We start from the raw sequence: 22,985 nt of genomic DNA on the forward strand, positions 1-22,985 counted from the left end.
TACTGTCAAGGACTAGAAATGTACGTGACCGAAAACAGCCAGCGCCGGCGCGGCCGGCCCGCCAATGAGGCGCTTGGCCAAACGATTGTCGACGCGGCGTGCGAACTCTTTGCGGAATTGGGTTTTCACGCGACGACATTGGACAAGGTCGCCCAGCGAGCGAAGATATCCAAGCTCAGCATCTACAAGCACTTCGAGAACAAGGAGGCGCTGTTCGGGGCGGCCTTTACCGCCCGCTGCCATCAGTTTTTACCCCAGGCCCTTTTTGAAGGCGTCGACGGTTCGGCCGAAGATCAGCTCATGACGGTCGGATCCTCCCTGCTTCGCACGCTGTTGCGCCCGGAGGTCAGCGGTGTCGAAGCCATGGTCATGGCCGACAAGACCAATCAAAAGTCGTTAAGCAAGCGCCATTACGAAGCCGGCCCCGCCCATATCATCGCCCAAATCGAGGCCCTGTTGCGCCAGTTGCACGCGAAGGCGGTTCTGAACGTGCCCGATCCTCTCCAGTCCGCCCGCTTGTTTGCCGCGCTTTTCAAAGGATCCGATCTCCTGATGATCGCACGCTTCGATGAGGCGAGAGCAGAGGACGACAAAGAAATCGAATCCTATTGCCGGTCGGCCGTCGCCATGTTCATCGCCGCGCACGGTGGTAACGCCTGCGCGGGCGGATAGCCTAGACGAGGATGCGTTTAGGTTTGCTCGCGCTAAGCCCGTGGACCAAGCATGTGCCGTGGCAAGCCAAAGGACGTGCAGCCGCACGGAGATTGCTGCTTCAGCGCAGAGCAGCCGAATCTTTTGACAATGGAGGATGGCCGCATCGGGGCCGTGAACTGACAGTCCGCTTCTGAAGAGCGAGGCCAAGAAAGCAGACTTACACAGTGCGTTCGGGCGGCCGCAGGCCAGTAGCTCTCGGGCGAGAGAAATGATGTCTGGAGGGAGGGTGTCGTGATCGGAACCCAATCCGTTCTCGCGAGTTGGGATGGCAGCCTGCAATACACCTGCTTTTGGGAGGATGCACAATGATATCTGTCCGCAAGAATTATCTCCTCAGCGCCCTCGCCGTAATCGCCATCATGGCCGGGAGCCCCGTTTTTGCTGAGACTTTGAAATTCACGGCTAATCTGCAAGGATCGAGTGAGGTGCCGTCTAACGACAGCGCCGGCAAGGGCATGGGCGACATTACCCTCGACACAGCCACCAAAAAGCTCACTTGGACTGTGACCTCCAGCGGCCTGACCGGGCAACCCACGGCCGCGCATTTTCATGGTCCGGCCGGTGTGGGCGAAAATGCCGGCCCGGTGGTCGACATCTCCAAAGCCATTGCCTCCGGATCTGCCGAAATCACGGACGCGCACGTAGCGGATCTGCAGGCCGGAAAGTGGTATCTCAACATCCATACCGAAAAATTCCCGGATGGAGAGATTCGCGGACAGGTGGAGAAAGCCCAATAGCAGCGGCCGCTGCATTACTCGACGGTTGTCCGCCTGCAAATCGGCGTGCGCGGTCCTGGAGCCCGCGTCAGCCAGTTCGCTATCAACGCTGGAAAGGCTGGGAGATGGTCTACCGGCATCGCGTGGGTGTGGCGGAACGCCAGGCCGGACCGCTTTAGGCGCTCGACAGGTCCGGCAGCGCCGGAGATTGGGAGAGCAGATATGACCAGAAAAGCTGCTATGCTAAAAACTGCTATGCTGTTGAGTGTCGCGCTTGTTTCAGCATCCACCTGGGCGCAGCAAGAAGGCGTGCTCCACAAGGTCGAAACGAATGTTTTCAGGCCGAAGCATCAGCCATTCAGCGAGGATGCCGTCAAGCGGCTCAAGGTTCCGGAAGGATTCGAGGTCAGCATCTTTGCCCGTGACCTCGGCAATGCCCGCATGATGGCGGTCGCCGAAGACGGCACGGTCTACGTGACGCGCCCCGAGGAAAAGGACGTGATCGCCGTCAGGGAAGGCGATCCCAAGCCGCGCACGATGGCCTCCGATCTTGACGGCATCCATGGCATTGCAATCCGGGACGGTCGTATCTTCCTTTCCACGGTCCATGCCGTTATGGCGGCCGATCTCAACGAGGACGGGACGATCGGCAAAATGGAGAACATCATCGACGACCTGCCCGACGGCGGCCAGCACGGGCGGCGGACGCTCGCCTTCGCGCCCGACGGAGCGCTGCACATCAACGTCGGCAGTTCCTGCGACGCCTGCTTCGAAAGCAGCGACGAAAAGGCTGCCAACCTTCGGCTCGACATAAAAGACAAGAAACGCACGGTCTTCGCGAAGGGGCTGAGAAACATGCTCGGCTTCGATTGGCATCCGGAGACCGGGGTCATGTGGGGCGTCGACCACGGTGTCGACCACCTCGGCGACGAACTGCCGGGCGAGGAACTGAACAAGATAGAGCAAGGCTCGCACTACGGCTGGCCGTTCTGCTACGGCGACAGGCAGCCCGACTGGGCGAGTTTCACCATGCCCGAGGGTACGCCCAAGGATGATTTCTGCAAGACCAAGACCGCCGCGCCGGCGCTAACTTTTGATGCGCATGCGTCGGTGATCAACATTCGCTTCTACGATGCGCAGCAGTTTCCGCAGGACTATCGCAACGATGCCTTCGTCACGCTACGCGGTTCAGCGAACCGGGCCGATCCGGCCGGATATAAGGTCGTGCGGGTCAACTTCGACAAAGGCGAGCCGACCAGCACGGATGACTTCCTTACGGGCTTCCTGAGCGAGGACCGGAAGACTGAATTTGGCCGCATCGCCGGGCTGGCGATAACTCCGGACGGCTCACTGCTCGTCTCGGAGGATACGAACGGCGTGATCTACAGGGTAAGCTACAAGAAGGGCGGATAGCGTTCGTCCGTGCGGCGTCTCCCGCCGTCACATCGCCTGGCGGAGCTGTTCGCAGCCTGACAAAGAGCAGGTTGAAGTCGGCGGTTACGGGGGGCCATCCGCTCTGTAGGCCTTTGCGCATCGCACACGCTGTTGCGACCGGGCGCCGCTCGGCATCGGAAGGCCGAAGAGAGAAGCGGATCCCTCGGGTGCGGCATCAGCGCATTCGCTCTGGATTTTTCTTTCCTAGCCTGATTCGCCCGGCTCCAGAGCGCTTTCGCATTTGCTTATCAGGAGTTAGTGTATTTTCCTGGCGGAGGGGCAAGCGTGGAACGTCGTCTTACTACAATAATGGCTGCCGATTTGGTCGGCTATTCTCGTCTCATGGCGGCGGACGAGGAAGGCACCATTTCGCGGCTGCGCGACGCGAACCCACGTGATTGACCCGGCAATTATGGAGGGCGGTGGCCGCATCGTCAAAACCATGGGCGACGGGCTCCTGGTCGAATTCCCATCGCCAGTGTTGGCGGTAAGAGCGGCTCTTCTAATGCAGCGCAATTTGATCTCGCGCGAGTCTCCTCAAAGGGAAGACCAACGTCTGCGTTTCCGCATCGGTATTCATCTGGGAGATGTGGTGATCGATGGCGACGACATCCTCGGCGACTGCGTCAACATCACTGCGCGTTTGGAAACCATCGCACCCGCCGGAGGCATCTGCATATCTCGTGCAATCTACGATCATGTGCAAAGCAAGATAGACGCTGGGATGACGTGGCTCGGGCCACAGTCCGTTAAGAATATCCCTGAACCAATTGACGTGTGGCAGGTCGAGCTGGACGGCACAGCGCCCAGCCCGGTTCGGCTCTCTGGACAGGTACGTGCTTCGATCGCGGTTCTCCCATTCCAGAATTTTTCTGTCACCCCCGATCAGGACTTCTTTGTCGACGGACTGGTCGAAGACGTCATTACGGAACTAAGTCGCTTTCGATGGTTGTTCGTGATCGCCCGCAACTCGACTTTCGCCTACAAGGGAACAGCCAAGGACGTACGCAAGATCGCCCGGGAACTTGGTGTGCGCTATGTCGTGGAAGGATCGGTTCGGCGGTCCGGTGAACGGCTGAGGATCACTGTACAGCTAGTCGACGCGCTGTCGGGAGCACACATCTGGGCCGAGCGCTGGGATCGTCCGATCGCCGATTTTTTTGATGTGCAGGACGAGATAACGCGCCGGATTATCGCGGGCATCGAACCAGAGCTGGGAGCGCACGAACGGAGCCTCGCCCTCGCCAAATCGACGGACAACCTTACTGCTTGGGAACTTTGTCACCGCGGCTTCGCTGAATTGCTTTCCTTCGAAGCAGGTTCGCAAGCCACTGCCGAGAAGTTCCTTCGACAAGCGCTCGAACACGATCCGAATTTTGCACTTCCCTACGCCTATTTAGCTCGTCACCGATACGCACTCGTCCTTTGGGGGCGTGTCGCAGATGTGCCGGTCGCCATCGAGCAAGGACTATCGTTCGCCACGAAAGCCTTGGAAATCGACAGGCGGAGCGATATCGCGTACGCGGTGATGTCCCTCCTTCTTACGGTGGGTGGGCGAGCGGCCGAGGCCATGCCCATCGCTGAACAGGGCCTTGCATTGAATCAAAACTACGCGTTTCTTCACTTTGCACATGGAATGGCAGCCGTGCGGCTCAGGGACGCCGATACAACGATTAGAGCCGCCCAAAATGCCATCGATCTCAGCCCTCACGATCCGTCTATGTTTGCGTTCAAGACACTGCTCGGTATTGGCTTGATGCTGAGAGGCGAGCCCGATGACCTGTCAACGGCCCGGATGCATCTACGGGAAGGCGCGTCGTTCGAACGCACAACCTATTATCCATTCATTGGGTCAGCGTTGCTCGCCCTCAGGACGGGCAACAGCGATGAGGTGAGGATGTGGATCTCTGATGCTTTGAAGAAGTTTCCAAACCTGAACGCGGAATCAGTCCGAGCCGCGGCCCACCCATTCTATGAAGGTAGTCCTTATTGCGACTACCTCGACAGGTTGATCGAGCACGGGCTCCCACCGGGAGAGAAGCGTCTGACCGAAGAATAATCGCGTCACGTAGAAGGCTCCTGTTCCCGGCTTCCATGCCGTGTTCAGGCATAACCCCTGTCCAAGTTTCCCAATCCAGCTCTGGACGTTGCGTCGACGGCATTGGAAGGCCGGCGGAAGCAAACACCTTCGCACGTGCGGACTGTGTCAGCACAAATGTATGACGGAGTGGCGCTGATCTGTAGGCGGTGTGCCCAGGGATAGGTAGATGACATCGGCGGACGGGTGGGCAGGAAGCCGCGACTACGGTTCTAATTATTGCCCGCAACGAACGGCCCTCTCGCGCCTTTCGCGTCGCTGCCGCCGTGCAGCGGCAATGACTGGTTCGGGTCGAACTCGCCCGCGAAGCTGCCGAAGGGGTACCGAGGCCATTTCGGTGGACCAGAGATTGTCGCGCCCTGTTCCACAACGGATCGTGACAACATTCAAAACCCGCCGCGTGCCGGTAGCTATTTCGATCGAAGCGTCTGGTTCCGGCAAAACAACCGCCACGGAGCCATATTGTCTGATGCTCACTCAATCTTCAGACGGTCGGGCAGCGGTTTGAGCCGATAGGCTTGCCAGAAGAAGCTGTCGGCGGCGGCCTGATCGAAAGAAAAGTTGCGGGCTTCTTTGATCTTGCCGTTCTCGATCTTGAACGCAAGCACCCAGACCGTATCGACATTGGTAAGGCCGTCACGGTTCGACCAACCGCGATGGATATCGATGACCCAGTTCTCGTCCGCTATCAGCGCGATCAGCTCGGCCCGGAAATTGCCTTTGCCGAGCTGCTGAAAGAAGGCGGCCACTTCTTGCTTGCCGCGCTTGGTGCCGGCGAGCGGATGATGGCCGGGAATGTGCCATAAAATGTCCTCGGCAAAAAACGATGCGACCTTGTCCATGTCGCCCGAGGCATAGGCGGCGTAATAGTCGGAAATCATCTTGCGGTTCTCTTCGGGGCTTGCCGCCCGGGCGATCCCGCCCATCAGGATGAAGGATGTTAAGACGGCGCCGCCGGCGATGGCTCTGAGTGACATTGATGTTCCCTTTCCCACATGGTTCGCGACAAGGGTGCCGGAATGCGGGCGCTGCGACATGCGCAATTCTTGCGCGTCTTTGGGCGATTGTTGCTTTTGCTCAAGGGACCATGGTCGATGAGCGCATATGCAGGTTGATTTTCCGCCGCGCCTCACCAGCTTCTTTCCATGAGCAATGCAGCGCGACGCGACTGGGGAGTGACGGCATGCAGGCACGATGTTCCTGCCGGCGGCGGCGCTTTCACACTGTCGGATCTGACGATCGGCCTGTTTTTGGTCGCGCAGGACGAGCATCGCCTGGCCCTCGGCTCGGACCGCCGTCACCATATTCCGCTTTCCGCCGATGAGGGCTGGATCCTGCCCGGGGGCGCCGCCGGCATATGCGAATTCGACGACGCCCATTCTTATCTGACGGTGTCCTTCGACAAGCACATGCTCGACGATGTCGGGCTCGATACGCGCATGGCGTTCAGGCCGCACGTCGGAGGCCTGGAACCCCTTCTGGCGCAGCTCGTCCGCCTTGCCGCGGATCGCGGGGAGGATTCGTCTTCGCTCTATCGGCAGACGATGGATCTGGCCTTGGCCACCCATTTGGCCCGGCTGCTGGCGCCGCATGCCGAACGCTGCGCCAGCCTCGATGACCGCCGGCTGAGGAAGGTGATTGCCTATGTCCAGGAGCATCTGACCGACGATATCTCGCTTGACCAGCTCGCCTCAGAGGCGGCCATGAGCCGGTATCACTTCGCGCGCGCGTTCAAGGCCGCGACGGGCAGATCGCCGATCCAGTATGTCATAGACGAGCGCGTCGACCGGGCACGGCTTTTGTTCAAGACGACGTCGGCAACGGTCGCCGAGGTCGCCTTCCGCGTCGGCTATACCGATGTCTCGCGCTTCGGCCAGCATTTCCGCAAGCGGGTGGGCATCACGCCCGCACAGTTCCGGTCGCAATAGCAACATAGGCCGTAAGTCGAGCAATTTTCGCGCCTGCACCGCGCCGGCGATCCTGGCACTCTCGCTTTGTTCAACCAGCGGAGAGTTCAGATGAAACGGTTTGCACTTGCGGCAATCCTTGCCACTGTGGCGGCAACGACGGTGAGCGCAGCGGAAGTAGCCACCCGAAAGGTCACATTTCCAAGCAACGGTGAAACAATCGTCGGCACACTCTACGTGCCATCGGACACGGCTGCCGAAAAACGGCGGCCCGGTGTCATCGTCGCCGGCGCCTGGACCTCGATCAAGGAGCAGATGTCGGGCCTTTATGCCAAGGAAATGGCCGAGCGAGGCTTCGTGGCGCTGGCGTTCGACTATCGCGGCTGGGGTGAATCGAGCGGCACCATCCGTTTCAAGGAGGACCCGGCGATGAAGACCGCCGATATCATCGCCGCCGCCGATTTCTTGTCGACGCTGTCGGAGGTCGATCCGGAAGCGATCAACGGCCTCGGCATATGCGCCTCGTCCGGCTATATGGCCGATGCCGTCAGCGGCAATCCGAGATTCAGGTCCCTATCGCTCGTCGCGCCATGGCTGCACAACAAGGCGATCGTCGAGCAGGTCTATGGCGGTGCCGAGGGCGTTGCCAAGCTGATCGCCGTTTCGCGGAGTGCCGAGCGTGCCGAAGAGAAGGGAAACCCAAGGATGATCATTGCGGCCAGCGCCACCGATGAATCCTCCCTCATGTACCAGGTCCCCTATTACACCGAAGCCGATCGCGGTCTCATTCCCCAATATGACAACAAGTTCAATCTCGGCTCCTGGGAGCCCTGGCTCAAGTATGATTCTGTCGCCACCGGCGCGCGCGTCGACAAGCCGGTCCTGCTGGTCCATTCCGAGGCAGCGGCCGTGCCCGAGGGCGCGCATGCCTTCCTTGGCCTGCTGAAGGTGGATGCGACGACACGCTGGTTCGAGGGCGTCACCCAATTCGATTTCTATGACCGCCAGCAGCAAGTCGACGCTGCGGCTGACGCGGTGGCCGAGCACATCGAAAGAGTTCTCAGGCGACAATCGAATTGAGGAGCGGGCCCCATGAAAATGATCGTTGCAAGTCTCGTTACCATCATGATGATGGCGGCACCCTCCATCGCCAAGGCAGATAGCATGAAGCCTGAAGACCGCCTCGCCATCATTGATGCCATTACGGACATCGCCGCCGGCGCCGACCGCCACCAATGGCCGCGGGTGCGCGGCGCCTTCGCCGAGACGGTGACACTCGACTATACCAGCCTCTGGGGCGGCGAAGCTGTCACACAGTCGGCCGATGAAGTGGTCGCGCAATGGTCGAACTTCCTGCCGGGTTTCGACAGGACGCTGCATCTCGTCACAAACCACGCGATTGTGGATGCATCCGGCGACACGGCGACGGCCGAGGCCGATTTCCAGGCGACGCATAGTTTAGGCAGGGATCTCTGGGTTCTCTCCGGCCACTATCGCTACGGGCTGGTGAAATCCGCCGAGGGCTGGAAGGTCACACATATGACGATGACTGCCACTCACGAGACCGGTGACCGCGGCCTCGTGGGCAAAGCCGCCGAGCGCGCGGCGACGAAGATGGACTAGGCGGTATTTCCGCGGGCCTCATGTGCTCTTTGCCTCTTCCGTGGCCAGGCTTCAAAGCGATGGCCCATCCAGACAGGCCTCGCTAGCCGGAGCCGTGCGGCCGCTTTCGCAAGCCTTTGCGCATCATTCAAGCAGTGAGCTCGGAACCGAAATAAGAATGTGAGGCAACAATCGCCGCGGCCCTCGTGAAAAACAACGATGCCTACCTTGCGTTGTGCAGAGCCTGCGCGCACCGCCCGGCCGACCAGCGGCCATCTTCCCCGCAATCTTCGTTAATTCGATATGGCTAATATATAGAACATGTTCATCGTGATATTCAGTTCGCTGGCAGTTGCGAGCTGCTGTATCATGGAGGGGAAGATGTTTCGATTGAGCGTACGGTTAGCAATTTTTGCCGCTTCTGCATTGGCGCTGCAGTCGAGCATCGCAGCTGCCGACGATAAGCAGACGGCGCGCGGCGAATATCTCGTCACGATCGGCGGCTGCAATGACTGCCACACGCCGGGATATTTTTTCGGAAAACCCGACAGCTCGCGATTTCTGGGTGGATCGGATGTCGGTTTTGAAATCCCGGGGCAGGGTGTCTTCGTCGGCCGCAACATTACGCCTGACAAGGAAACCGGCATCGGCAGCTGGACCAGGGAACAGATTGTGACGGCGCTTCAGACCGGGCAGCGGCCGGATGGCCGCCTGCTGGCGCCAATCATGCCGTGGCATGCATTTGCGCAACTCACTGAAGAAGATGTGACGTCAATTGCAGTATTCCTTCAAGGCCTGAAACCGGTCAGCCATCAGGTCCCTGGCCCTTTCAAGCCAGGGGAGAAGGTTTCAACCTTCATGTTTAGGATCTTGCCGCCGGGTGAAACCGCGGCTGCCGCGCCAAACTAGAGCCTTTCCTGGTTAGTTTGTCGTAGCGGAGAGGCGCGATTACGCTCCATTCGAAGTCGGTCAGATCATAGCGGCTCATCCCTGAATCTGAATCAGGTGGTGCAACGACAGGAACGTCCCAGCGCCGAACGAGCGCCGATTTAGGCCGTCGGGTCGGGGATGAACGACCATTCTTCGGCCATGAACTCAAGCGCTTCATCGCGCAAATAATATAGGAAATGCCGAGAGTTAACGGTATCTACCCCGATCTTTTCCCAAGACACGGTATCGCGGCCGGGGTCGAGACCGACCAGCTCATAGAACTCGCCCCAACGAGGAGCCACACCGCTGTAGCGACCATGGCCGTCTACCTTATGCCATTCATGATCATTGGTGCTGTCCCAGCGCCAGCGGCTGCAACCACCAAATCTCAAAGTGCCCCATGTCTGATCAGATCTCGGATTGGTCTTCGAAAACAGGCTCAACGCCCTGAGAATATCCGTCGGTTTTTTGTCGTGCACGGGCCTACGCGAGCGGAACCGGACGTTGACGGAGGAGCCCTCAACTGAAACCTGGGGCTCTGGCGCATTTGGTTCGGCCACCCAACCTTGGCCGAGTTGTAGTTTGACAAACTTGAGCATGGCTACGACTAGCCAACTTGCATGACCAATTCCACTCAATTTATGAGTTCACGGCGTAGAACAGCGCCGCAATTGACTGGCTATCGCATCAGCCCCGCCGCTCGAAGCGCGTCGTTTATGACCTTGGCGATCTTGCCGTCGGGGGCGGCGCTAGCGACGTTTGCGCGCGACCTGGCGTAGCGCAATGCTCTATCTATCGTGGATGTAGCGGCGTTGGGCTCTTCGCGGCGGGCGGAATTTCCGGCTGCCTCGGCATCCTCGACGTCTGCCGCCGTGGCGAGATTCCATGCATGCGCGATACGAACGGTCGAGGAAATCCCTGCCTCGAGCATATGCGGGCCGGCTCTGCCGATCGCGCGATCGCTGCTCGTCGCCAGGGGAACACCGTGCCCCATGCCCTTGACGAGATAGATCTCGACGGCCTCCTTGCCTTGCGCGTCGAGCCAGACTTTGCGCCTATGGCCGTGGATCAACTCGCCCCGCGTCGGCTCGATGGCAAGGGAATGCACGCCGCTCCATTGCTGGGCGATCTGATCGGCATTCCTGGCCCGGACCGTCTGGTCATGCGTGCCGTGCCAGATCGAAATCTTGGGCCAGGGCCCGCGGTGGTTCGAGGCGCGCTTGAGGGCCGACTGCAGCCTGGAGACAGTCGGCGGATTGCGGCCTTGCATGCGCTGGAAAGCCTCCGCCACGGTGCCGGCCACGCCATAGGGCAGCCCGCCGATGATGGCGCCGCCTGCAAATATCTCCGGGTAGGTCGCCAGCATGACGTTCGCCATCGCACCGCCTGCCGACAGGCCTGTGACAAAGATGCGCCTGGGATCGATGCCCTGCGACTGGACGAGATGGCCGATCATCTGCCGGATGGACAATGCCTCGCCCGCATCCCGGCTGATGTCGCCCGGCTCGAACCAGTTGAAGCAGAGATTGGCATTGTTCGACCGCTGTTGCTCGGGATAAAGCACCGCAAATCCGCGCCGCTCGGCGAGCTCGGACCAGCCGGAACCCGCGGCGTAGCCCTCCGCCGTCTGTGTGCAGCCATGCAGCGCAACGACAAGCGGGGTGCCGGGGGCCATGATCGAGGGCAGATACAGCCACGCCTTCAATGACCCCGGATTGGAGCCAAACCTCCCGATTTCGACCAAGTGGTGATTTTGTGGGGGCTTGTCGAGCACTGTCGTCTCCTTGGCCGCCAATCGGCCTCTATTCTTGATGTGGGGACGATTGCTGCGCCGCACAATGGAATTCCAAGGTTAAATCGTCCACGCAAATTTATCCGAGGCCCTTCGAGGCATGGAAAATTCCATCGCGAGCGGCAGAGTAGCCGACAAGTCAGGGGCAGGAATGCCTATCCGTCCCCCGCATACCTGCGGCGGGTGCATAGCTGCAGTGCAACATAGGCGCTGGCGGGTGACGCTGGTGCGAGTATGATTATTTTCATCGAAGCGATGCCCCTCCTCCCGCAACGCTTCGACATTCAGACGGCCACTCCTCCTCCCGAAGGGACGTCTGTTGGAACAGCGGTACTCCTCCTCCCGGGTCGCTGTTCGGTTCTTTTAGGAAAGCCTGCCGCACCTCCTCCCGCGGCAGGCTTTTCTATTTCGGGGACGTGGCCGGTCAGCCCTTCAGCTCACGCCCTGTTCCTGCTCCGGATCAGCTCAAACACGCCTGAAATATCTTCATTGCCATGTCCGGCACCGTCCCGCTTGCGGAATAGGTCCAGCATCGGGTCAAGCAGATCGGTGGCGACACCCTGCTCGCGGGTGGCAGTGAGGATGTTTTCGAGCGCTGCGGTCTGCATCGCGAGGTTGGACGCAACATTGACGCCGTGGCGGCCGGTATCGATTTTTTCCGCATATCCGGGAAGTTCACCCATCATCGCGGTCATCCAGGGGCCGAGCAGCTTGAGAAATGCACGCGCGCCGATGCCTTCAGAACCGACAAGGGCGGTGGCGTGAAAGAAGCCGGCAAAAAGGCCGTACATACCGCTGAGAAGAGCGAGATCGTGGAGCGACGCCAGTCCGGCATCCCCACCGAGATAGGTGGCTGCCCCAAGCGCCTCGAGCGTACCGACATGCGCATCGAAAGTCGCCTTCGAACCGCTGTAGAGGATAAGTGAATGTTCGCCTCCGATCATCGGAGGCGTCGCCATGATGCCGCCGTCGAGATAGGCGGCGCCGAGGCTTTCGACCCGCCCGGCGGTGGCGCGTGCCTGAGCCGGCGTGCCATTGGTGAGATTGACCACCGCACGCCCGGCAAGAACCGAGGCCGCACTGTCGAGCACAGAATTCGACGCGGCGTAGTCCAATAGGCAGATCACCGTGACGTCGCTCGAGGCGATGGCGTCTGCCGCGCTGCTGCTTTCGCGTGCTCCTTTGGCGACCAGAAAGCCAGCCTTGCCGGCCGTGCGATTCCAGAGGGTGACCGAATGCCCTTGCTGGAGAAATCGGGCGGCTAGCGCCTGCCCCATCGCTCCGAGGCCGAGAACCGAGATATTCGCCATATGTGTCATCCTTTCACGTTCCGGGTTCCGCCCAGTGAGCGGCGTGGCGAAAGATGCAATATTGGACGAGTGCGTAATAGTGGGCTAGTTGTGGATCCATCGTCTGCAAATTGGAACGACGGATAGGTAAATGCTCAATCTCAACGACCTTCTCGTTTTCGTTCAAGTCGTGGATCACGGCGGTTTCGCTGCAGCCGGTCGCGCGCTGCACCTTCCCAAGTCGACGCTCAGCAAGCGGCTTTCCGAGCTGGAGCGGAAGATCGGCGTCCGCCTGATCCAGCGGACCTCGCGCAGCTTCGCGGTGACCGAGATTGGCCGGGATTTGTATCGTCATGCCGCCGCCATGCTGATCGAGGCGGAGGCCGCCGAGCATGTCATCAAGGGCCGTCTGGCGGAGCCGAGCGGAACTGTACGGATCACCGCATCGCTGCCAATTGCCCAGTTCCGTTTGGCGGCGCTGCTTCCACGCCTGGCGGCGAGCTATCCGAAGATGCGCATCACGCTCGACGTTTCCGACAGGTTCGTGGACATCGTGCAGGAAGGTTTCGACATCGCGATCCGCAACCATTTCTCCCCGCTGCCCGATAACGATCTCGTGCAACGCCGGATCGATGACGACCCCACCTGGCTCGTCGCCTCGACTGATTATATCAGGGAGAAAGGTGTGTGTTCGCGACCCGGGGAAGCGAGTAAGCTCGATGGGCTGATGGCATCGCCCTCGGAAGCGGTTTGGACGCTCCGCAATGGCGAAGGCGCGGTCGCCAAGATCACACCTATGCCGCGCTACGTGGCCAATGAGACGATCTCGCTCTTGGAAGCGGCCAAGGCCGGTCTCGGCGTGGCCTGCCTTGCGAGCAGCTTCTGTGCACCGCTGATTGCGTCTGGCGCACTTGTCCGCATTTTACCCGAATGGACAGGAGGTGGGGTGGCGACAACCCTGCTGATGCCGCATCGGCGCGGGCAGCTCCCCTCGGTTCGGATCGTGGCGGACTATCTGATCGCAGAACTCTCCCGGCGACCGCAGGACGCCTGAAGCGACGGAAAACGCCGCATCAGCCATGCGATGAAGGCCGCTTCGCATAGGCCGGCACCTGAAACCGGCGACGATAATTCCCCGGAGCCAGGCCGGTTATCCGCCTGAACAGGCGTCGAAAGAAGGCGGGCTCCTCGTAGCCTACCTGCCAGCTGATCTCGTCGACCGAAGCTTCGGTTCGCTCCAACCGCCGTTTCGCCTCCTCGATCCGCAGCCGTTGCACATAGGCGATCGGGCTCATGCCGGTCGCCCGGGTAAACCGCCGCTTGAAGGTCCGTTCCGTCAGCCCCGCCTGCCTGACCATCTCCTCCAGCGGATTGGCGACCGAAAAATGGGCGGCAAGCCAGTCCTGTGCAGTCTGGATCGCCTGGTCGCCATGGTCGCGCCGCCCCTCGAACACCATGTAGGGAGCCAGCCCGTCCTGGTGCCATTGCAGCGCAAAATAGCGGGCCACCGTCTGCGCCGCCGTCGCCCCCGCATGGCGGGCGATCAGGTAGAGCACGAGATCGTGCCATGTCATCGAGGCGCCTGATGTAATCAGCTCGTCCCGCTGGCCGGCGACCACCAGCACCTGCTCGGGATGGATCGTGACCTCAGGATAGGCGTCGCGGAACGTCTGGGCATAGCCGAAATGGACGGTGGCATCGGCGCCATCGAAGACCCCGGTCTCGGCAAGCAGGAAGATGCCCGAACAGGCCGAGCAGATCAGCGCCCCCCTCACATGCATCCTCCGGCACCATTCCACCAGTTCAGGATAGCGGCGCTTCACCCAGCCTTCCGGCCCGAGCACGACCGACGGCACGATGACGATGTCGGTCCGCTCGATGTCGGCGACCGGCCGCTGCACCACCAGCGGCACGCGGCTGGCGAGCGTCAGCGGGCCGGCCCGTTCGCCGACGATCTCGACGTGGAAGGGAGGCGTCTTGGCAATGCCGTCGTCCGGCGGGACAATGGAAAAGGCGTTCATGACATCAAAGATGCCGCTGAGCGTCGAGACTGCCGCCTCCGGCAGCGCCACCAGGCTGACATGGAGCGGCTGCGGCCCCGGCGCCCGCTCCGCCTCCTGCTGCGTTTCCGTCATCATCGGTTCCCCCTTGGCGGCAATGATAACCCCGGAGCGCAGCCGGAGCCACTGTGGAGGCGACAGCTTGCCTTGCGTGGCGCAAATGACCCGATCATGGCCGGCACCGCTCTGCCGCTCATGCTCACGGTCTGCGATCCTTCCCTGGACCTCGAACGGAGGTTTGCAAACAGGGAGAAACATCATGGATACCATGCAAAGCAGGACCATCGACAGTGCGAAGCTCGATACGCTGGTCGGCCGCGTCGTCAGCGATCTTTCCGCCGGCTATGGAGGGGTCATGGTCAGCCTCGGCCACCGCCTCGGTCTCTACAAGGCGATGGCCGACCGCGGTCCGCTCACGTCTCGTGAGATCGCCACCCGCGCCCGCTGCGCCGAACGATATGTGCGCGAATGGCTGAATTCGCAGGTCGCCGGCGGCTATGTCACCTATCATGCCGTCAGCGGCACCTATGAGCTGACGCCGGAACAGGCCTTCGTGCTGGCGAACGAGGACAGCCCCGTCTTCATCCCGAATGCCTGGGCAACGCCGGCTTCCATGTGGGCCGACGAGGAAAAGGCGGTCGAGGCCTTCCGCACCGGCGCCGGCATCCCTTGGGGTGACCATGATGGCCGGCTCTTCTGCGGCGTCGCATCCTTCTACCGCAACGCCTACCGCGCCAGCCTCGTGCCGGAATGGCTGCCGGCGCTCGACGGCGTGGTGGAGAAGCTGAAGGCAGGCGCCCTGGTCGCCGATGTCGGTTGCGGCCACGGCCATTCGACGGTTCTGATGGCGCAGGCCTTCCCGAAGTCGAATTTCCACGGCTTCGACACGCACGAAAAGTCGGTCGACGAAGCCCGAGAGGTGGCGGGCGAGGCGGGCGTTTCCGATCGCGCCAGCTTTTCGGCCGCGCGGGCGGAAACCTATCCGGGGACGGGCTATGACCTCATCTGCTTCTTCGACTGCCTGCACGATATGGGCAATCCGGTGGCAGCCGCCACGCATGCGGCCAAGGCCCTTGCCAAGGACGGGACGGTGATGCTGGTCGAGCCCTTCGCCAATGACCGGGTGGAGGACAACATCTCGCCGGTCGGCCGGCTCTATTATGCCGCTTCGACGACGATCTGCTGCGCCCATGCGATTTCCGACGGCGGTCACATCGTGCTCGGCGCCCAGGCCGGCGAGGCAAGGCTCAAGGACGTCTTCCGCAAGGCGGGCTTCACCCGCTTCCGCAAGGCCATGCAGACGCCCTTCAACCTGATCCTCGAAGCCCGCCTCTGACCAGACCGGCGACCGAGGGCGCCGGACTTCCACCCACCCTTCGTCGCTCTCGGGCTGACACGAGGACCCATGACGCCCGCGTCGATTGCGGCCGTGGATCCCAGGCTCAAGGCCTGGGATGACGGAGGGTGGGGGTGCCGTTGCTGCCATACCGCAAAGCGCCGCTCTGGCGTGCCGACGCCCACTCCATCCTCCGTCGTCCTCGGGATTGACCCGAGGACCCATGCCGACCTCGTCGATTGCGGCTGTGGATCCCAGGCTCAGGGCCTGGGATGACGGAGGGTAGGGTGCTGTTGCTGCCTGACGACCAGCCGTTTGTCATTTACGCTCGCGCGACTAGTTTAGGGAAAGCAATCCTCCCGAATGGGAGGGAGACGACCGGGAGCAAGTCATGTGCCGAAATATCAAGCCTCTCTTCAATTTCGATCCGCCGGCGACCGATGAGGAGATCCATGATGCCGCGCTGCAGTTCGTGCGCAAGCTGAGCGGAACCAACAAGCCTTCGAAACGCAATGAGGCCGCCTTCGAGCAGGCGGTCAATTCCATCGCGAAATGCGCCCACGAGCTGCTGCATTCGCTGGAGACCTCTCAGCCGCCTCGCGACCGCGCCGAAGTCGCGGCGAAGGCGCGTGCGCGATCAGCGATGCGCTTTGCATGAAAAGAGCCCGAAAGGCGCCGGCGGATGGGACCGGGCTGCCGAAGGAGCGCACAAACATCCACCACGCCGGCAGCAAGTATGGCACCAACCGCACCCCGTCCTCCGTCATCACAGGCCTTGAGCAGCCTTGAGCCTGGGATCCACGGGCGCAGCAGAGGAGGCCCGCGTGGGTCCTCGGGTCAAGCCCAGGGTCAAGCCCGAGGACGACGGAGGTTGGGTGAGCTGTGGTGCGACACGGCGGCGCGCAACCGTGCTCCATTCAGCGAGTGATCTTTGCAGATCTGTTGTCCCGGCGGTCTCGCTTTCGGAAAGGCGGAAATTTATGCTGCAACCTGTCGACCCCCAGCTGTGAGGTCACAAGTGTTTGTCAGCGCGAGAGGATCGACATGCCCATCTTTCATGCCAAGTGTCCCTGCGGCGCGCTTTCCCTGGAGGTCGATGGCGACCCCTTGCACAACCACATCTGCACCTGCACCCGTTGTCAGCGTGCATCCGGCAGCGCGCTGTCACACAATGTCTGGTTCCGCGAGGGGGATGTCCGGATCGTCTCCGGCGATTATTCGATCTGGTTTCCGCAAGGCGAAAGCACGCCCGAGGTGATGAAAGCCTTCTGCCGGATCTGCGGCGGTGGCGGATTTTCGAAATCCGGAGATTATTTTCCCGGTTCGGTCGTCATCGCCGGCGGCACATTCGCCGATCCGGCCTTTCCCGCGCCGGATCATGTCCACTGGTGGAACAACCGTCCGCACTGGATCGGCCTCGCCGAGGCGATCGAGCGTCATGGGGAGGGGTGAACGTGTCGGTGGAGAGGATGGCGTGGCGCGCTGAAGCTGTTTCGGGAGGCGGCCGCCATGGATTCCAGGCTCAAGGCCTGCAATGACGGAGGTTGGGGAGGGCCATGGGCTGGAGGCGCAACGCTGCAGCTATCCCCTTACCATTGATCGTCGGATTTGCCACGGAGCTCACCCCGTTCTCCGTCGTCCTCGGGCTTGACCCGAGGACCCATGCCGGCCTCGTCGGTGGTTCCCCCAAGGCCTGGAATGACGGAGAGTGGGTAGGGCCACAGCCAGAGTTGAGCGATGCCGACGGACGATTGGTCTGCGCCCGACAAATGAGGTGAACCGGATCAACAAGAGCACGCACCGCCTTGGGGCGGGGCTTACGGAACCAACTGGCGTCGCGGAAGGTTATAGTCTCGTCGCTTGGCCATCGGTTTCGCTCGATCTGCGGGACAGCCGGCGCTCAGTAATCACAATGGGGAAATCCTATGGAAAATGAAGGTATAGGCTGGATCGCCGCAATCATCATCGGCGGTATTGCCGGCTGGCTCGCCGAGATGTTCATGAAGAGCAACATGGGCGTGCTGATGAACGTTCTGCTCGGTATTGTCGGCGCCATCGTCGCCAACTTTATCCTGTCGCTCTTCGGCGTCGCCCTTGGCGGATGGCTGGGTTATCTGATCGCGGGCTTCATCGGAGCCTGCATCCTGATCGCCATTGCAAGAATGATCAGACGTCCGGCCTGACGAAACAGGAGGCGCCCCAAACGGCCGCCTTCCTTCACGCACTCCTGCCGCGCGAGCGTGGCTTGAGGCGTGGTCATCTCGTGTTCAAGGCGCCCGGCGAACCTGGACGTGGCAGATGCGTCAAAAGCAGCCGGACCTTTAAGGGCGGGGGCGGATTTCCGCCTCATCGCTCAGGAGTAAAGCCTCGGCCAACGCCGTTTCGGCTCATTGCCCGTCACGACTTTTTTACCGCGACATCGTCTCCAGCTGCCCGGGAAACTGTCCATAAGCCACCAGAATGGATCTGATCAGCCCCGGGAAGCGTTCATCGAGTTCCGCGCAGCGGGTCTGGTTGCGCATCTCCACACCCTGGCGCTCGCTGCGGATCAGGCCGGATTCGCGCAGCACCTTGAAATGGTTCGACAGCGACGATTTTGGAATGACGCGGTCGCCGAGGTCGGCCAGCGCCGAGCACGTGCCGCCGCAGCCGGCGGTGGCAAGCTTCGCGAAGATGGCGACGCGCTCGGGATCGGACAGCGCATAAAGAATCGCTTCCGGCCGTATGTCCTCCAGGGCTGGGTGAAAGAGCGGTCGCATGAATTTTATATAGCGCCCCTTGACATCAAGATCAACAGTTCCGAATTTCTGAACTATGGAACAAGCCGTCACTTCCGGCGGCAGTCCAGATCAGAAGGGATCGAATATGGCCAAGCTCACGGGTAAAGTCGCAGTGGTTACGGGGGCCTCCAAGGGGATCGGCGCCGCCATTGCCAAAGCGCTGGCGGCCGAAGGGGCGAAGGTCGTGGTGAATTACGCCTCGAGCAAGGCGGGCGCCGATGCGGTGGTCGAAGCGATCGGTGCGGCCGGCGGCCAGGCGATCGCGGTTCAGGGCGATGTTTCCAAGGCCGAACAGGCCCAGGGCGTGGTCGATGCCGCCGTCAAGGAATTCGGCAAGCTCGACGTGCTGGTCAACAATTCCGGCGTCTACGAATTCGCCTCGATCGAGGAAGTGACCGAGGAACATTATCGCCGCATCTTCGACGTCAACGTGCTCGGCGTTCTCCTGACCACCCAGGCGGCGGTCAAGCACCTCGGCGAGGGCGGCAGCGTCATCAACATCTCCTCGGTGGTCACCAGCATGGCGCCGCCGTCCTCGGCCGTCTATACCGGCACCAAGGGCGCCGTGGAGGGTATCAACAGCGTGCTCGCCAAGGAGCTCGGCCCGCGCAAGATCCGCGTCAACGCCATCCTGCCGGGCATGGTCGAGACCGAGGGCACGCACACTGCCGGCGTCATCGGCTCGGATCTCGAGCAGAGCGTCGTCGCCCAGACGCCGCTTGCCCGCATCGGCCAGCCGGACGATATTGCCGGCGTCGCGGTCTTCCTCGCGTCCGACGACGCCCGCTGGCTGACTGGCGAACGGCTCGCTGCCAGCGGCGGCTTCCGCTAAGGGGATTTCCGCTCTCCTCGGATCACGGGTTGGGTGTTCAGGCCGGGGCCGGCCTGAAACCTCGATCCTGTCTGAATTAAAGAGCTAGAGCATGATCCGTCAGAAAGCCGCTCAGGCTTATCGGCATCATGCTCTCGCAGTTCTCGCGATTGCTGCGTCTCAGCCGCCACGATCGCATTGACGAGACTTACAAAGTCAATGCCGGAGCTCATCCTTGCGCCGGCAAAGCGCGGTCATCACCTGCCGATATAGGCGGCGAGTTCATCAGGCGTCCCGTTGGGGAAGGCCTGCTTCAAAAAGTCCAGGAACGCCGACACGCGCGCGCTCAGCAGCCGCCGAGAGGGGTAGAGCGTCCAGAGAGCGATCTCCGGGCCGTCGATGTCCCCCCAACTGACCAATGTGCCATCCGCCAGGTCGTGGCTCACCAGCGATATGGGAAGACGTCCTGCACCGACGCCGGCGCGCACCGCATCCCGGATCGTGATCAGCGTTGACAAAGTGAGCACGGGTTCGATCCTGATCGTCGACTGGCCGCCGGCCGTTCTCACCCGCCATATTTGCGCTTCGCCTGCGCCACGCGCAACGCCGGGAGCCGCACGTCCGCCGGTCGGGCGGGGAAGGTCGGGGCTTGCCACCACCACCAGCCGGTCGCGCAGAAAGGCCCGTCCGACCAGGCTTTCGTCGGGATCGGGATTGACCCGGATGACCAGGTCGTAGCCTTCCTCGATCATATCGACGGACCGGTCCTCACTCGTCACCTCAAGCCTCACCTCGGGATATTTGAGGGCAAATCCCGCGGCGATCCTCCCCATGGCGGTCTGGGAAAAATGCAGCGGCGCGCTGATCCGCAATTTCCCCTTTGGTTTCTGACCGCCGGACGCAATCGCCGAAGCCGTCTCGTCGAGTTCGGCAAGCAGTGCCGCCGTCCGCTCGAAGAGCGCCCGTCCTTCTTCGGTGAGCTTCAGGTCACGCGCACCCCGTTCAAACAGCCTGAGATCGAGGCTGCTTTCCAGCTCGGCGACGCGCCGGGACAGGGTAGCCTTCGGCCGGCCGGTTGCCCTGGCCGCTTTACCGAAGCCACCATGGCGAGCAACGAGATTGAAATCGGCAAGGGCAAGAAGGTCCATGGGTGTTCCACAGCTGAGACGGTGTGTCCAAAATCGCTGCCTATCGGACTGCCAGTGAACCACACATATTCGCCGTGTCAAGCAACCCGACACGGAGAAATACCATGACCATTCTCGTCACCGGCGCGACAGGCAATGTCGGCAGCCAAGTCGTCGAACACCTCGTCAAGCGCGGCGCCGAAGTCCGTGCCCTTGTCCGCGACCCGTCGAAAGCCGAATTCCCGGCTGGCGTCAGCGTCGTGCAGGGCGATTTTCTCGACATCGACGCGCTGCGCAATGCCATGTCAGGCGTGTCGACCCTGTTCCTTCTCAATGCCGTGGTACCGGACGAGTTCACCCAGGCTTTGATTGCGCTGAACGTCGCCCGATCGGCCGGCATCGAGCGGATCGTCTATCTCTCGGTGATCCACGCCGACGTCTACGTGAACGTGCCGCATTTCGCCGGAAAGTTCGGCGTCGAGCGGATGATCGAGCAGATGGGTTTCAAGGCGACGATCCTGCGCCCGGCCTACTTCATCCAGAACGACCTGATGGTCAAAGACGTCATCACCGGCTACGGCGCCTATCCGATGCCGATCGGGCCCAAGGGGCTCGCCATGGTCGATGTTCGCGATATCGCCGAGGTCGCCGCTCTCGAGCTGCTGCGCCGCGAGCAGGCTGCGGAGCCGCTGGCGCTGGAGAGGATCAATCTCGTCGGTCCGGAGACACTGACCGGAATTGATATTGCCGCCATCTGGTCAGACGTGCTTGCCCGTCCGATCCACTATGGGGGCGACAATACCGAGGGCTTCGAGCAGAATCTCAGGCAGTTCATGCCCGCCTGGATGGCCTACGACATGGGCCTGATGGGCGAACGCTTCCTGACGGACGGAATGCTGCCTGAGGCCGGCGATGTCGAGCGTCTGACAAAGCTGCTCGGCCGCCCGCTGCGCTCCTATCGCGTCTTCGCCTCGCAAACCGCTGCCTCCGCTGAGGCAAACACAACAACGATTTGACCAGAAGGGGCATTATCATGATCTATTCGACAGCCACAGTTCCGGTGAACCCGGAGGGCGCAATCTCGTTGACCCGCGCTGAGGCCTGGCAGGGCCTGGAACGCAAGGCGCGCGACGCCCGGCTCTTTCTTCCCGCCGGTCTCTGCACCCGCTGCGATGTCGTCGAGGAAAGCCCGACCCACTTCGTGCGCGAGGCGACGATTGCCGGACAGGATCTGCGCGAGATCATCACCCTCGAACCGCAAGGCAAGGTCACTTTCTTCCAGGCGACGGGGCCACGCGAGGGAGCGATCATCAATGAGCTCTTCGAAGATGAAGAGGGTCAGCTGCAGCTGCGCTTCTACTGTTATCTCGGCCTGCGCGGCAAACAGCCGAGCGGCCCGGAAGAGCAGGCCGAGCAGGCACAATTCGATAGCGAAACAGGCTATAAGGCCGCCCTGCTGTCGACGCTGAAGCGGACCCGCGAACTGCTCGCGGAGGGAAAGCTCTGAGCATCGCCGGGACCTTAAGGTTGGGTGTCGGCGCGAAGCGGCCGAAATCGGCAGATGCGCGGCCACCCCTGGCGTTCAAAGCTTTCAGCGAGTGCGGAGGCAGCCGACTGGCCTCGCACCGAACCGAACACCACGTCCTTGCCAATTCACAGGTTGCATGCGCGTCCGAGCGGTTGCATTGTGCTGGTTTCAAGATGAGGAGAGTTCTATGCCAAAGGCCGTTGGCATCGGCGGTGTGTTCTTTAGGGCGGCGAACCCGGCCGGCCTGGCGGAATGGTATCAAAAGCATCTCGGCATTGACGACCTGCACAAGTCGGTATGGCAGCAGGAGGCCGGGATGACGATATTTGGCCCGTTTTCGAAGGACACCGATTATTTCGGTCGCGCGGAACAACAATGGATGATCAATTTCCGCGTCGATGATCTCGATGGGCTGATGGCCAGCCTGACGGCAAGTGGGATCGCGGTGGAAACCCGGGATGAATGGAACTCGGAGGTAGGCCGCTTTGCCCGCATTCACGATCCCGAGGGCAATCCGGTCGAGCTGTGGGAGCCGGCGCAGGGTTGATGGCGACTGGGTCGCTCCTCGTTGGCCGATCTCGATAGTCACGCGCCTTCAGACTGGCAAAGGCTTTCGCCACGTATCCAGTTCTTCAAGCCGTTTATACCACCTTTGAATATGCCTGAACTCGGCGGCGGCTGCATAAGGAAGTGCAACGGCCTCCGTCGTCCTCGGGCTTGACCCGAGGACCTACGCCGGCCTCCTCAGCTGTGGCCATGGATTCCAGGCTCAAGGCCTGGAATGACGGAGGTCGGGGAGAGCCATCGGCAAGAGGCGAAACGCTGCGGCCATTCTCTCACTTTCGCTGGTTTTGTCGCGGA

At 61.5% G+C, this 22,985-nt stretch carries 24 protein-coding genes; 17 read left to right on the forward strand and 7 right to left on the reverse strand.

Annotated elements, in window-relative coordinates; genetic code table 11:
• The first annotated feature begins 24 nt into the window (after positions 1–24).
• The 4 genes from A7X77_RS04290 to A7X77_RS04305 all read left to right on the forward strand — a co-directional run bounded on the left by A7X77_RS04290 (position 25) and on the right by A7X77_RS04305 (position 4,923).
• Positions 25–672 (forward strand): TetR/AcrR family transcriptional regulator, encoded by a 648-nt coding sequence (locus tag A7X77_RS04290; RefSeq protein ID WP_064682302.1) that lies wholly within the window; start codon positions 25–27, stop codon positions 670–672.
• A 347-nt stretch (positions 673–1,019) separates the two neighbouring features.
• Entirely contained in the window at positions 1,020–1,451 is a 432-nt protein-coding gene (locus A7X77_RS04295) for a CHRD domain-containing protein (RefSeq protein ID WP_064681781.1), read from the forward strand.
• 201 nt (positions 1,452–1,652) lie between these two features.
• A complete protein-coding gene (locus A7X77_RS04300) occupies positions 1,653–2,843 on the forward strand; it encodes a PQQ-dependent sugar dehydrogenase (protein ID WP_064681782.1) in 1,191 nt (396 codons plus the stop codon).
• A 415-nt stretch (positions 2,844–3,258) separates the two neighbouring features.
• Positions 3,259–4,923, forward strand: a complete 1,665-nt coding sequence (locus A7X77_RS04305) for an adenylate/guanylate cyclase domain-containing protein (protein WP_245293706.1) — start codon at positions 3,259–3,261, stop codon at positions 4,921–4,923.
• A gap of 512 nt (positions 4,924–5,435) precedes the next feature.
• On the opposite strand, the gene A7X77_RS33790 is transcribed toward A7X77_RS04305, so the two are convergent.
• Positions 5,436–6,233, reverse strand: coding sequence for a nuclear transport factor 2 family protein (locus tag A7X77_RS33790; protein WP_245293707.1), 798 nt, complete (start codon positions 6,231–6,233; stop codon positions 5,436–5,438).
• Between A7X77_RS33790 and A7X77_RS04315 the strand changes: the two genes are divergently transcribed.
• The 4 genes from A7X77_RS04315 (at position 6,213) to A7X77_RS04330 (ending at position 9,380) form a co-directional block, all read left to right on the forward strand.
• A complete protein-coding gene (locus A7X77_RS04315) occupies positions 6,213–6,890 on the forward strand; it encodes an AraC family transcriptional regulator (RefSeq protein WP_245293708.1) in 678 nt (225 codons plus the stop codon). The genes A7X77_RS33790 and A7X77_RS04315 overlap by 21 nt on opposite strands.
• 90 nt (positions 6,891–6,980) lie before the next feature.
• Positions 6,981–7,949, forward strand: coding sequence for an alpha/beta hydrolase (locus tag A7X77_RS04320; RefSeq protein WP_064681784.1), 969 nt, complete (start codon positions 6,981–6,983; stop codon positions 7,947–7,949).
• 12 nt (positions 7,950–7,961) lie between these two features.
• Positions 7,962–8,492 carry a nuclear transport factor 2 family protein gene (locus A7X77_RS04325; protein WP_064681785.1) on the forward strand — a complete coding sequence of 177 codons (531 nt, stop codon included), beginning with the start codon at positions 7,962–7,964 and terminating at the stop codon, positions 8,490–8,492.
• Positions 8,493–8,852: 360 nt separating this feature from the next.
• Complete coding sequence (locus A7X77_RS04330) at positions 8,853–9,380, forward strand: cytochrome c (protein WP_064681786.1); 528 nt, start codon at positions 8,853–8,855, stop codon at positions 9,378–9,380.
• Between the two features lie 140 nt (positions 9,381–9,520).
• Here the strand turns inward: A7X77_RS04330 and A7X77_RS04335 are convergent, their stop codons facing one another.
• From A7X77_RS04335 to A7X77_RS04345, 3 genes are all read right to left on the reverse strand, one after another.
• Complete coding sequence (locus A7X77_RS04335) at positions 9,521–10,000, reverse strand: hypothetical protein (RefSeq protein ID WP_064681787.1); 480 nt, start codon at positions 9,998–10,000, stop codon at positions 9,521–9,523.
• Positions 10,001–10,080: 80 nt separating this feature from the next.
• Entirely contained in the window at positions 10,081–11,238 is a 1,158-nt protein-coding gene (locus A7X77_RS04340; RefSeq protein WP_064681788.1) for an extracellular catalytic domain type 1 short-chain-length polyhydroxyalkanoate depolymerase, read from the reverse strand.
• Positions 11,239–11,630: 392 nt separating this feature from the next.
• Entirely contained in the window at positions 11,631–12,503 is an 873-nt protein-coding gene (locus tag A7X77_RS04345; RefSeq protein WP_064681789.1) for an NAD(P)-dependent oxidoreductase, read from the reverse strand.
• A 130-nt stretch (positions 12,504–12,633) separates the two neighbouring features.
• On the opposite strand from A7X77_RS04345, the gene A7X77_RS04350 reads away from it, so the two are divergent.
• Positions 12,634–13,536 carry a LysR substrate-binding domain-containing protein gene (locus A7X77_RS04350; RefSeq protein WP_064681790.1) on the forward strand — a complete coding sequence of 301 codons (903 nt, stop codon included), beginning with the start codon at positions 12,634–12,636 and terminating at the stop codon, positions 13,534–13,536.
• A gap of 19 nt (positions 13,537–13,555) precedes the next feature.
• Here the strand turns inward: A7X77_RS04350 and A7X77_RS04355 are convergent, their stop codons facing one another.
• Entirely contained in the window at positions 13,556–14,620 is a 1,065-nt protein-coding gene (locus A7X77_RS04355; protein ID WP_064682304.1) for a GlxA family transcriptional regulator, read from the reverse strand.
• A 181-nt stretch (positions 14,621–14,801) separates the two neighbouring features.
• On the opposite strand from A7X77_RS04355, the gene A7X77_RS04360 reads away from it, so the two are divergent.
• From A7X77_RS04360 to A7X77_RS04380, 4 genes are all read left to right on the forward strand, one after another.
• The gene (locus A7X77_RS04360; protein WP_064681791.1) at positions 14,802–15,878 is read left to right on the forward strand and encodes a class I SAM-dependent methyltransferase; all 1,077 of its coding nucleotides are present in this window, start codon (positions 14,802–14,804) and stop codon (positions 15,876–15,878) included.
• 391 nt (positions 15,879–16,269) lie between these two features.
• A complete protein-coding gene (locus A7X77_RS04365) occupies positions 16,270–16,536 on the forward strand; it encodes a DUF2277 domain-containing protein (protein WP_064681792.1) in 267 nt (88 codons plus the stop codon).
• A 386-nt stretch (positions 16,537–16,922) separates the two neighbouring features.
• Positions 16,923–17,330, forward strand: coding sequence for a GFA family protein (locus A7X77_RS04370; protein ID WP_064681793.1), 408 nt, complete (start codon positions 16,923–16,925; stop codon positions 17,328–17,330).
• Positions 17,331–17,803: 473 nt separating this feature from the next.
• The gene (locus tag A7X77_RS04380; RefSeq protein ID WP_009986535.1) at positions 17,804–18,061 is read left to right on the forward strand and encodes a GlsB/YeaQ/YmgE family stress response membrane protein; all 258 of its coding nucleotides are present in this window, start codon (positions 17,804–17,806) and stop codon (positions 18,059–18,061) included.
• A gap of 225 nt (positions 18,062–18,286) precedes the next feature.
• Here the strand turns inward: A7X77_RS04380 and A7X77_RS04385 are convergent, their stop codons facing one another.
• A complete protein-coding gene (locus A7X77_RS04385; RefSeq protein ID WP_064681795.1) occupies positions 18,287–18,637 on the reverse strand; it encodes an ArsR/SmtB family transcription factor in 351 nt (116 codons plus the stop codon).
• Between the two features lie 106 nt (positions 18,638–18,743).
• Between A7X77_RS04385 and A7X77_RS04390 the strand changes: the two genes are divergently transcribed.
• A complete protein-coding gene (locus tag A7X77_RS04390) occupies positions 18,744–19,490 on the forward strand; it encodes a glucose 1-dehydrogenase (protein ID WP_064682305.1) in 747 nt (248 codons plus the stop codon).
• Between the two features lie 236 nt (positions 19,491–19,726).
• Here the strand turns inward: A7X77_RS04390 and A7X77_RS04395 are convergent, their stop codons facing one another.
• The gene (locus tag A7X77_RS04395; RefSeq protein ID WP_064681796.1) at positions 19,727–20,617 is read right to left on the reverse strand and encodes a LysR family transcriptional regulator; all 891 of its coding nucleotides are present in this window, start codon (positions 20,615–20,617) and stop codon (positions 19,727–19,729) included.
• A 104-nt stretch (positions 20,618–20,721) separates the two neighbouring features.
• Between A7X77_RS04395 and A7X77_RS04400 the strand changes: the two genes are divergently transcribed.
• From A7X77_RS04400 to A7X77_RS04410, 3 genes are all read left to right on the forward strand, one after another.
• A complete protein-coding gene (locus tag A7X77_RS04400) occupies positions 20,722–21,612 on the forward strand; it encodes an SDR family oxidoreductase (protein ID WP_064681797.1) in 891 nt (296 codons plus the stop codon).
• Between the two features lie 17 nt (positions 21,613–21,629).
• Positions 21,630–22,103, forward strand: coding sequence for an SRPBCC family protein (locus tag A7X77_RS04405; RefSeq protein WP_064681798.1), 474 nt, complete (start codon positions 21,630–21,632; stop codon positions 22,101–22,103).
• Positions 22,104–22,311: 208 nt separating this feature from the next.
• Entirely contained in the window at positions 22,312–22,671 is a 360-nt protein-coding gene (locus A7X77_RS04410) for a VOC family protein (RefSeq protein ID WP_064681799.1), read from the forward strand.
• Positions 22,672–22,985: the final 314 nt, after the last annotated feature.

It is taken from the genome of Rhizobium bangladeshense (assembly GCF_001662075.1).
Classification (GTDB): Bacteria; Pseudomonadota; Alphaproteobacteria; order Rhizobiales; family Rhizobiaceae; genus Rhizobium; species Rhizobium bangladeshense_B.

Bases quoted from the DNA above. Each gene is read 5' to 3' on its own strand.
- A7X77_RS04295 (WP_064681781.1), top strand. From the start codon at position 1,020: ATGATATCTGTCCGCAAGAATTATCTCCTCAGCGCCCTCGCCGTAATC.
- A7X77_RS04300 (WP_064681782.1), top strand. From the start codon at position 1,653: ATGACCAGAAAAGCTGCTATGCTAAAAACTGCTATGCTGTTGAGTGTC.
- A7X77_RS33790 (WP_245293707.1), bottom strand. From the start codon at position 6,233: ATGCTCGTCCTGCGCGACCAAAAACAGGCCGATCGTCAGATCCGACAG.
- A7X77_RS04320 (WP_064681784.1), top strand. From the start codon at position 6,981: ATGAAACGGTTTGCACTTGCGGCAATCCTTGCCACTGTGGCGGCAACG.
- A7X77_RS04325 (WP_064681785.1), top strand. From the start codon at position 7,962: ATGAAAATGATCGTTGCAAGTCTCGTTACCATCATGATGATGGCGGCA.
- A7X77_RS04330 (WP_064681786.1), top strand. From the start codon at position 8,853: ATGTTTCGATTGAGCGTACGGTTAGCAATTTTTGCCGCTTCTGCATTG.
- A7X77_RS04335 (WP_064681787.1), bottom strand. From the start codon at position 10,000: ATGCTCAAGTTTGTCAAACTACAACTCGGCCAAGGTTGGGTGGCCGAA.
- A7X77_RS04345 (WP_064681789.1), bottom strand. From the start codon at position 12,503: ATGGCGAATATCTCGGTTCTCGGCCTCGGAGCGATGGGGCAGGCGCTA.
- A7X77_RS04350 (WP_064681790.1), top strand. From the start codon at position 12,634: ATGCTCAATCTCAACGACCTTCTCGTTTTCGTTCAAGTCGTGGATCAC.
- A7X77_RS04355 (WP_064682304.1), bottom strand. From the start codon at position 14,620: ATGATGACGGAAACGCAGCAGGAGGCGGAGCGGGCGCCGGGGCCGCAG.
- A7X77_RS04360 (WP_064681791.1), top strand. From the start codon at position 14,802: ATGGATACCATGCAAAGCAGGACCATCGACAGTGCGAAGCTCGATACG.
- A7X77_RS04365 (WP_064681792.1), top strand. From the start codon at position 16,270: ATGTGCCGAAATATCAAGCCTCTCTTCAATTTCGATCCGCCGGCGACC.
- A7X77_RS04370 (WP_064681793.1), top strand. From the start codon at position 16,923: ATGCCCATCTTTCATGCCAAGTGTCCCTGCGGCGCGCTTTCCCTGGAG.
- A7X77_RS04380 (WP_009986535.1), top strand. From the start codon at position 17,804: ATGGAAAATGAAGGTATAGGCTGGATCGCCGCAATCATCATCGGCGGT.
- A7X77_RS04385 (WP_064681795.1), bottom strand. From the start codon at position 18,637: ATGCGACCGCTCTTTCACCCAGCCCTGGAGGACATACGGCCGGAAGCG.
- A7X77_RS04390 (WP_064682305.1), top strand. From the start codon at position 18,744: ATGGCCAAGCTCACGGGTAAAGTCGCAGTGGTTACGGGGGCCTCCAAG.
- A7X77_RS04395 (WP_064681796.1), bottom strand. From the start codon at position 20,617: ATGGACCTTCTTGCCCTTGCCGATTTCAATCTCGTTGCTCGCCATGGT.
- A7X77_RS04400 (WP_064681797.1), top strand. From the start codon at position 20,722: ATGACCATTCTCGTCACCGGCGCGACAGGCAATGTCGGCAGCCAAGTC.
- A7X77_RS04405 (WP_064681798.1), top strand. From the start codon at position 21,630: ATGATCTATTCGACAGCCACAGTTCCGGTGAACCCGGAGGGCGCAATC.
- A7X77_RS04410 (WP_064681799.1), top strand. From the start codon at position 22,312: ATGCCAAAGGCCGTTGGCATCGGCGGTGTGTTCTTTAGGGCGGCGAAC.